Origin of the sequence: Ureibacillus acetophenoni (assembly GCF_900220965.1) — a bacterium.
In the GTDB taxonomy this organism is placed as follows: domain Bacteria; phylum Bacillota; class Bacilli; order Bacillales_A; family Planococcaceae; genus Ureibacillus; species Ureibacillus acetophenoni.
In genome coordinates, this window is sequence record NZ_OBQC01000028.1 from 1 (window position 1) to 7490 (window position 7490).

General features: G+C 37.3%; 4 protein-coding genes, 17 tRNA genes and 3 rRNA genes. All 24 read right to left on the reverse strand.

The features are described from left to right. A 16S ribosomal RNA gene (locus tag CRO45_RS19385) occupies nucleotides 1-190 on the reverse strand; the annotation flags it as partial. A 637-nt stretch (nucleotides 191-827) separates the two neighbouring features. Further along, nucleotides 828-2279, reverse strand: coding sequence for an Msr family ABC-F type ribosomal protection protein (locus CRO45_RS19390; RefSeq protein WP_097151280.1), 1452 nt, complete (start codon nucleotides 2277-2279; stop codon nucleotides 828-830). A 496-nt stretch (nucleotides 2280-2775) separates the two neighbouring features. Continuing rightward, on the reverse strand, nucleotides 2776-3747 hold the full coding sequence (locus CRO45_RS19395; protein WP_097151281.1) for an alpha/beta hydrolase: 972 nt from the start codon (nucleotides 3745-3747) through the stop codon (nucleotides 2776-2778). 170 nt (nucleotides 3748-3917) lie between these two features. Beyond that, complete coding sequence (locus CRO45_RS19400) at nucleotides 3918-4598, reverse strand: DUF554 domain-containing protein (RefSeq protein ID WP_097151282.1); 681 nt, start codon at nucleotides 4596-4598, stop codon at nucleotides 3918-3920. Between the two features lie 121 nt (nucleotides 4599-4719). Beyond that, the gene (locus CRO45_RS19405; RefSeq protein WP_097151283.1) at nucleotides 4720-5241 is read right to left on the reverse strand and encodes a GNAT family N-acetyltransferase; all 522 of its coding nucleotides are present in this window, start codon (nucleotides 5239-5241) and stop codon (nucleotides 4720-4722) included. A 242-nt stretch (nucleotides 5242-5483) separates the two neighbouring features. After that, nucleotides 5484-5599, reverse strand: a 5S ribosomal RNA gene (gene rrf, locus CRO45_RS19410). Nucleotides 5600-5624: 25 nt separating this feature from the next. Further along, nucleotides 5625-5696: transfer RNA gene (locus CRO45_RS19415), tRNA-Glu, on the reverse strand. A 3-nt stretch (nucleotides 5697-5699) separates the two neighbouring features. Next, nucleotides 5700-5790 (reverse strand) — tRNA-Ser (locus CRO45_RS19420). A gap of 3 nt (nucleotides 5791-5793) precedes the next feature. Further along, nucleotides 5794-5868, reverse strand: a tRNA-Asn gene (locus CRO45_RS19425). A gap of 9 nt (nucleotides 5869-5877) precedes the next feature. After that, a tRNA-Ile gene (locus tag CRO45_RS19430) sits at nucleotides 5878-5954 on the reverse strand. A gap of 9 nt (nucleotides 5955-5963) precedes the next feature. Continuing rightward, nucleotides 5964-6037, reverse strand: a tRNA-Gly gene (locus CRO45_RS19435). A 3-nt stretch (nucleotides 6038-6040) separates the two neighbouring features. Continuing rightward, nucleotides 6041-6116, reverse strand: a tRNA-Asp gene (locus tag CRO45_RS19440). A gap of 3 nt (nucleotides 6117-6119) precedes the next feature. Then, nucleotides 6120-6194, reverse strand: a tRNA-Met gene (locus tag CRO45_RS19445). Nucleotides 6195-6388: 194 nt separating this feature from the next. Continuing rightward, nucleotides 6389-6479: transfer RNA gene (locus CRO45_RS19450), tRNA-Ser, on the reverse strand. A 7-nt stretch (nucleotides 6480-6486) separates the two neighbouring features. Further along, a tRNA-Ala gene (locus tag CRO45_RS19455) sits at nucleotides 6487-6562 on the reverse strand. Nucleotides 6563-6640: 78 nt separating this feature from the next. Next, nucleotides 6641-6717, reverse strand: a tRNA-Arg gene (locus CRO45_RS19460). A 22-nt stretch (nucleotides 6718-6739) separates the two neighbouring features. Beyond that, nucleotides 6740-6828 (reverse strand) — tRNA-Leu (locus CRO45_RS19465). Between the two features lie 5 nt (nucleotides 6829-6833). Continuing rightward, a tRNA-Gly gene (locus CRO45_RS19470) sits at nucleotides 6834-6908 on the reverse strand. Nucleotides 6909-6912: 4 nt separating this feature from the next. Next, a tRNA-Gln gene (locus CRO45_RS19475) sits at nucleotides 6913-6987 on the reverse strand. A gap of 16 nt (nucleotides 6988-7003) precedes the next feature. After that, a tRNA-His gene (locus CRO45_RS19480) sits at nucleotides 7004-7079 on the reverse strand. Between the two features lie 26 nt (nucleotides 7080-7105). After that, nucleotides 7106-7190: transfer RNA gene (locus CRO45_RS19485), tRNA-Leu, on the reverse strand. 19 nt (nucleotides 7191-7209) lie between these two features. Continuing rightward, nucleotides 7210-7281: transfer RNA gene (locus tag CRO45_RS19490), tRNA-Lys, on the reverse strand. A 6-nt stretch (nucleotides 7282-7287) separates the two neighbouring features. Next, nucleotides 7288-7363: transfer RNA gene (locus tag CRO45_RS19495), tRNA-Val, on the reverse strand. 10 nt (nucleotides 7364-7373) lie between these two features. Further along, nucleotides 7374-7489, reverse strand: a 5S ribosomal RNA gene (gene rrf / locus CRO45_RS19500). Nucleotide 7490: the final 1 nt, after the last annotated feature.

Consider the following 7490-nt stretch of genomic DNA (forward strand, 5'->3'; position numbering starts at 1 on the left):
TAAATTGTATTATCCAGTATTAGCCCCGGTTTCCCGGAGTTATCCCAAACTATAGGGCAGGTTGCCCACGTGTTACTCACCCGTCCGCCGCTAACCTTTCAAAAGCAAGCTTTTAAAAGGTCCGCTCGACTTGCATGTATTAGGCACGCCGCCAGCGTTCGTCCTGAGCCAGGATCAAACTCTCCATAAAATGGTGAATTTGAGTTAAGCTCAAAATTCAAACTGGCATCATAATTGATGTCCAAAATTTCTGTTTCTATATAGTAGAAACGTTTAATTCATTAACGTTTTGTTGTTCAGTTTTCAAGGTTCATTTATCCTTTGTCATTAACGACAGGATTTATATTGTATCACCTATATTATACTATGTCAATATAATTTTAAAAATTAAAAAATCGATAGTTAGCAGTGAAAGGTGATAGGTTTTTATTATATCACAATATTTTATCGTAATCAACAAAAATATTTAATAAACATTTATCTTATCATTTAATAACTTTATCTCACTATCTCAAATGACAAGAATTAAATATTATCAAAATAATTTATATAAGTCAACAAATTATTTTAACCTGTTAATACAATCTTAATAACCTAGAATAATTCTATTAACTTTTCTTTTTCAAAAAAAGTAATGTCATTAACGACTGTTTATATATAATATCAATTTTCTATCATAAAGTCAACTAAATCTAAAATTTTTATTACATCTTATAATAATTCTTAAATCCCTTGTTATGTTTCTAACCTAATGTCGCTTATACTCTCTATCAAAAACAAATATAGGACCCAAACCTAATTTGGTTTGAGTCCCTAAAATATTTTAATTAAACTAGAAAAATCTTATTATCACATATTTTATATTCTATATCTGCAACATTTTTAATAAATTCTCTGTCATGGGAAACGAATACTACCGTTCCTTGGTAACCACGTATGAAACGTTCCAACGCTTCAATGGCATGAATATCAAGGAAATTTGTTGGTTCATCTAATAGTAATATATTATATTCGCCTAAAAACAACAGACAAAGATTTAAGCGGATTGCTTCACCTCCACTTAAATCTGCAACTGTTTTCTGAAGATCCGTACCAGTAAATTGCATTGAGTGTAGTACCGTTCGCAAGAAGCCTTCATCATAATCTGAACGATTTTTCACAAATTGTAATACCGATTCATGTTGTTTAAATTGATACGACATTTGATGAAAACATCCGATTTTCGCTTTAGGTGAAATTGTTAAGTAAGATGAATTTTTTGCAATATGTTGTAAAAGAGTACTTTTCCCACTACCATTAGGACCTGAGATTGCAATTTTTTTACCTAGAGGTAATTGAAAACTAACATCCTCTAAAAGAACTCGATTACCAATTACTAATCTAAGCTGATCTGCCATAATCGGGAATTTGTTATGCAATTCTACATGCTTTGATTGTCGAAATATAATTGGACGGTCTTCATTTATAGCTTCTACTTCTTGAAGTTTATCAATTCTAGATTCAATAGCTTTAGCTGTTCGTTGGAATGCCTTTTGAACCGTTGCTTTTGATTTCGTTTCAAACATTCGATTCGCTTTTGCTTTGTATTCCTTTTTCATATTTGTTGCTTGAGCGATTTTCTCAGCTTTTTTCATCTTTTCTTCTGCTGCTTTCTCAAGACGACTTTTTTCCTTCAAATACTGCTCACGTGCAATAATCTGTTGTTCACGTTCTAACTTCTTTTGCGCAACATAATCACTATAGTTTCCTGTATATACTTTTACCTTTCCATCTTCAACTTCCCAGATTGTTGTAACAAGTTCATCTAAAAGAGCACGATCATGGCTTATTAATACTAGTGCACCATAATAGTATTTTAATTCATCTATTAAAAAAGAAATTCCTTCTTGGTCTAGATGAGTCGTTGGTTCATCTATAAATAACGCTTCGTGATAATGAGTAAACATTTGGGCAAGTTTTAATCTCGTTTGCTCCCCACCACTCAAATTTTGTGAATCATGCGGGACATGAAGTTTACCTAACAAAGATGGATCAGCTTCTATAGGTTTAGGTGCTTCCACTTGTTCAAAATAACCACATTCTACATACTGATGGACTATACCTTTTGTAGGAGCCAGCACTCCTGCTAAAAGTTTTAATAACGAACTTTTTCCAGCACCGTTTTTCCCAACAATTCCTATACGATCAAATTGATAAATTGCTAAACGATCTATTCTTAAAATATCTTTATCTAAATAAGTCAATTCTACGTTTTCTAATTCATAACTAATTTGTTCCATATTCGCTACCTCCCGAAATTTAAACGATTTCGTATCGATAGCTAGAATCGATACGAGCTTTAGGTTAAAAGCTCGTATTAAAAGAATAATAACATATACATTTTTTTCTCTCCTCTATTGAAAATAAAAAAACACAGACAATCTGCCTGTGGTAAAGAGTAAAGGGATTTGCATATATACATTTAAAATAGAGAGTAAAATAAACTATAAATCTTCTGTGTCAGCTTCATTAAATGAAGATTATTAAAAAAGGACATACGAATCCCGTTTACTCTGTCTAACATAACAGAGTCTTTGAACGTATTCAGTTACTAGTTCAAAACATCGAAACGTAATTTCATAGCGTGTGTCATTTTTTAATAACCCTCCAATATTTGCAAGTACATAAATATTATATATTTTTACATATCTGTCGTCAACATAACAAACCACATTCAAAAAAAATTGGAAGAATCCAACCTAATTTAGAATCAGATTCTTCCTACTTTCTACTTAATTAGATAGCCGTATTTTCTTCTACTTTAGCTAAGCGCTCAAAGCCTTCTTTAATTGCATCAAGGAAGTCATTTGATGCTTTTTGTCCAATTTTAGAAGTTGGATTTAAAATTTCAAATGAGTGATATCCACCTGGGTATAAGTGGAATTCTACATCAATACCTGCTTCAGCAAGTTTCGATACATACGTAAGCGTTTCAGATCTGAATGGATCTAATTGTCCGATAAATGTATATGTTGTTGGTAAATTTGAAAAATCTGTTGCTCTAGCAGGAGCTGCATATACAGGAATTTCCTCTTTACCATATAACTCACCTAGATACATTTTCCAACCAGAATCATTTAATTTTTGGTTCCAAATCATGCTATCAGTAATTTCATTGGCTGAAGGCGTGTTGTTGCTATCGTCTATCATTGGATATAACGGGAATTGAATGTGCACTTTAGGGAATTGGCGGTCGCGTGCTAATAACGTTAATGCCGCAGTTAATCCACCACCAGCACTTAATCCACCAACACCAATTTTATCAGTATCAACACCTAATTCATCTGCATTGTTTACTAACCAACTTAAAGCACTATAGCAATCTTCAATTGGAGTTGGATATGGATGTTCTGGAGCTAAACGATAGTCAACTGAAACAACTACACAATTAGCCGTATTCACGATGTTTACACATAGCGCATCATCAGCTTCTGCTGTACCAAGAACATAGCCACCACCATGAATCCATAAGAATCCTGGTAATTTTCCATCAGTTTCTTTTGTTGGCTTGTACACTCTTACTTTAATTTCTTCATTGTCATAACTCTTAATTGCAACCTCTTCGATTGAAACCTCCGTTTGCTCTACTGGTTGGTTTCCTGCAGCCATTGCTTCACGAATTTGTGGTAAAAGCTCTGCATCTAAACTTAACGGCGGAAAAGCATTCAACATATCTACTAATTCAGGATTAACACGTTTTAGTACCATTTCTATTTCCCCTTTCTAATAAACATCATTAAACATAACTATGTAGACAACATAATTACATCTAATATGTATATATGCGCATATCTAAAGACTTATGCTAGAGGTTTACTAGAAACATATGAACTTTTTTATTAAAAAATTTAGTTTTTTAGTAGATTTATGCATTAATTCTATTGAAATAGTGCTAATCCAACAAACCAAATGACTGGTATAAATAAAGAGGGCAACATATTCAACGTTTTACTATCCTTTATTCCTAATATCGACAATCCAGAACTTAAGATTAAAATCCCACCAACAATGGATACTTCTGTCATTAAAACATCTGTTAAAAAAGGTTCTATGTATTGTGCACTCAAATAAATAGATGATTGCCATATAAATAACACCACCGCAGCAATTGCGATTCCAAAACCATATGTTGCTGCTAATGCCATCGATGTAACTAAATCCAAAGTAGCATTAGTAAATAAATATGTATGGTTATCATTTAATGCACTCTCAACAGGCCCTAAAATTGATAATGTTCCAATACAAAATAGTAAAATCGCTGTAGATAAACCTTTTCCTAAATCTGTTTTTGAAAACCGGTTAACTAAGTTATTAAACTTTTCATCAAAATTAATAATCGTACCAACTAAACCACCTATCGCTAAACTTACGATAAATAAAACAGGATAACTACTATTAGGCATATTTTGTACTATAGCATTAACACCTAACGCCACAGCAGCGAAACCCATTGCTGTAAATAAAGCAGATTGATATTCTTCTTTTATTCCTTTTTTCAGCAAACTTCCTAGAGCACTGCCTACAATAATCGCTATCGTATTCAGAATAGTGCCTATCATATTCTCACCTTCCTGAATTCTCTTAATCAATAAATGAATGGATAAGAATATTTTACATGAAAAGTATTAATTGGTTTATATAAATAACTAATTTAGTACAAACAATTGAAAAACAATATCTTTAATCTTGGGCATTCCATTCTTCTTGCAATATTGCATAATAATATTCATCCCACCATTCATCTCCATATGGAATGCATTTTTTGAAAAAGCCTTCTCTTCTCATCCCAATCTTCTCCATAATCCTATAGGAAGCAGGATTTTCAGGTTGGCATGTTGCTACAATTCGATGTAGTTTCATCGTTTCAAACCCATGTTTTAATGTTGCATAGGCCGCCTCTGTTGCATAGCCTTTATTATAGTACTTTGGATTAAAGACCCATCCAATCTCAAATGTGTGGTTACCAAAATATCTATGGAAATCAATATGACCAATTAATACATTTTCTTCTTTTAGTACGACAGCAAATTTTTCAGCATTGTCCCCCATATTTTCATTAATAAATGATTTTGCATCATTTTCAGAAAAAACACCTTCTGGAATATATTTCATGACGATTGGATCAGAAGTATATTCGTAAACAGTCTCCCAATCAGTCACTACAAATCTACGAATCACTAATCTATCAGAAACTAAATTCATTTTGAATCCCCTTTAACTGTACTTTTAAAATACTTGTTTAATATTCTATTAAAATGATCATTTTCCTCTTAGATGAATCGAAATTCGTAAAAGAAACTAAATAAAATTCTTTTTTATATTTTTTTGAATTGATTAATGACTGATAATTGGACCTCGCGACTCTAACTTTATTTCATTTAGGTCTTACCCCTTAGATTCTTTTTAAGCATAAAAAAACCACTGAATATTCAGTGGTTTCATTTGCCTAGCAACGTCCTACTCTCACAAGGGGAAGCCCCCAACTACCATCGGCGCTAAAGAGCTTAACTTCCGTGTTCGGTATGGGAACGGGTGTGACCTCTTTGCCATTGTCACTAGACTATATTTATATTTAAATGAATTTATGACCCGTACGGGATTCGAACCCGTGTTACCGCCGTGAAAGGGCGGTGTCTTAACCACTTGACCAACGGGCCTTATGGCGGAGAAGGAGGGATTTGAACCCTCGCGCCGCGTTAGCGACCTACACCCTTAGCAGGGGCGCCTCTTCAGCCTCTTGAGTACTTCCCCCTATGGCTCCGAAGGTAGGACTCGAACCTACGACCGATCGGTTAACAGCCGATTGCTCTACCACTGAGCTACTTCGGAATAGATTTATGGTGGGCCTAAATGGACTTGAACCATCGACCTCACGCTTATCAGGCGTGCGCTCTAACCAGCTGAGCTATAGGCCCACTTATGTATGGAGCGGGTGATCGGAATCGAACCGACGACATCAGCTTGGAAGGCTGAGGTTTTACCATTAAACTACACCCGCAAATGGCGGTCCCGACCGGGATCGAACCGGCGATCTCCTGCGTGACAGGCAGGCATGTTAACCGCTACACCACGGGACCATTTGGTTGCGGGGACAGGATTTGAACCTGCGACCTTCGGGTTATGAGCCCGACGAGCTACCACTGCTCCACCCCGCGGAAATATTAGTAGTATAAAATAAAGAATTATTTAATGCACACAGTAGTACTAGTGAATATTATCGTCCCGATTTTGTTAAGGTAATTCAAAGATGTATTGCAAAATCGGTACGCTGAAGTTTTGCTCCAAAACTTATTCGTTCGTACTGCACCCCGCGATAATGTTATTAGATAATTTCATTAGAAAAATAGAATGGCGGAGGCGGTAGGATTTGAACCCACGCACGGTTTAACCCGCCTGTCGGTTTTCAAGACCGATCCCTTCAGCCACTTGGGTACGCCTCCGTTATTATGGTGGAGCCTAGCGGGATCGAACCGCTGACCTCCTGCGTGCAAGGCAGGCGCTCTCCCAGCTGAGCTAAGGCCCCATAATAATCATTTCAACTTTATACAACTTCATGGTCGGGAAGACAGAATTTGAACCTGCAACCCCTTGATCCGAAATATGGCGCGCCCGGCAGGAGTCGAACCCACAACCTTCTGATCCGTAGTCAGACGCTCTATCCAATTGAGCTACGGGCGCATAATAAATATGATGTTTTAAATGGTGCCGAGGACCGGAATCGAACCGGTACGGTAGTCACCTACCGCAGGATTTTAAGTCCTGTGCGTCTGCCAGTTCCGCCACCCCGGCATATTTGGAGCGGAAGACGGGGTTCGAACCCGCGACCCCCACCTTGGCAAGGTGGTGTTCTACCACTGAACTACTTCCGCAAAATGGCTGGGGTACCAGGATTCGAACCTGGGCATGACGGAATCAAAATCCGTTGCCTTACCGCTTGGCTATACCCCAATAATATTATTTTGTTTGGGGCGACTGATGGGAATCGAACCCACGAATGCCGGAACCACAATCCGGTGCGTTAACCACTTCGCCACAATCGCCATTATAGGCAAGTAAGTTCCTAAAATGGTGCGGGTGAAGGGAGTCGAACCCCCACGCCTTGCGGCGCTAGATCCTAAGTCTAGTGCGTCTGCCAATTCCGCCACACCCGCATATTATTTAAAAAACTGATGAGCCATGAAGGACTTGAACCTTCGACCCTCTGATTAAAAGTCAGATGCTCTACCACTGAGCTAATGGCTCAAAGAATGGTGGAGGATGACGGGCTCGAACCGCCGACCCCCTGCTTGTAAGGCAGGTGCTCTCCCAGCTGAGCTAATCCTCCAAAAAAATGAGCGAAGCGACGTCCTACTCTCGCAGGGGGAAGCCCCCAACTACCATCGGCGCTAAAGAGCTTAACTTCCGTGTTCGGTATGGGAACGGGTGTGGCCTCTTTGCTATCGTCACTTCAC

Bases quoted from the DNA above. Each gene is read 5' to 3' on its own strand.
- CRO45_RS19390 (WP_097151280.1), bottom strand. From the start codon at position 2,279: ATGGAACAAATTAGTTATGAATTAGAAAACGTAGAATTGACTTATTTA.
- CRO45_RS19395 (WP_097151281.1), bottom strand. From the start codon at position 3,747: ATGGTACTAAAACGTGTTAATCCTGAATTAGTAGATATGTTGAATGCT.
- CRO45_RS19400 (WP_097151282.1), bottom strand. From the start codon at position 4,598: ATGATAGGCACTATTCTGAATACGATAGCGATTATTGTAGGCAGTGCT.
- CRO45_RS19405 (WP_097151283.1), bottom strand. From the start codon at position 5,241: ATGAATTTAGTTTCTGATAGATTAGTGATTCGTAGATTTGTAGTGACT.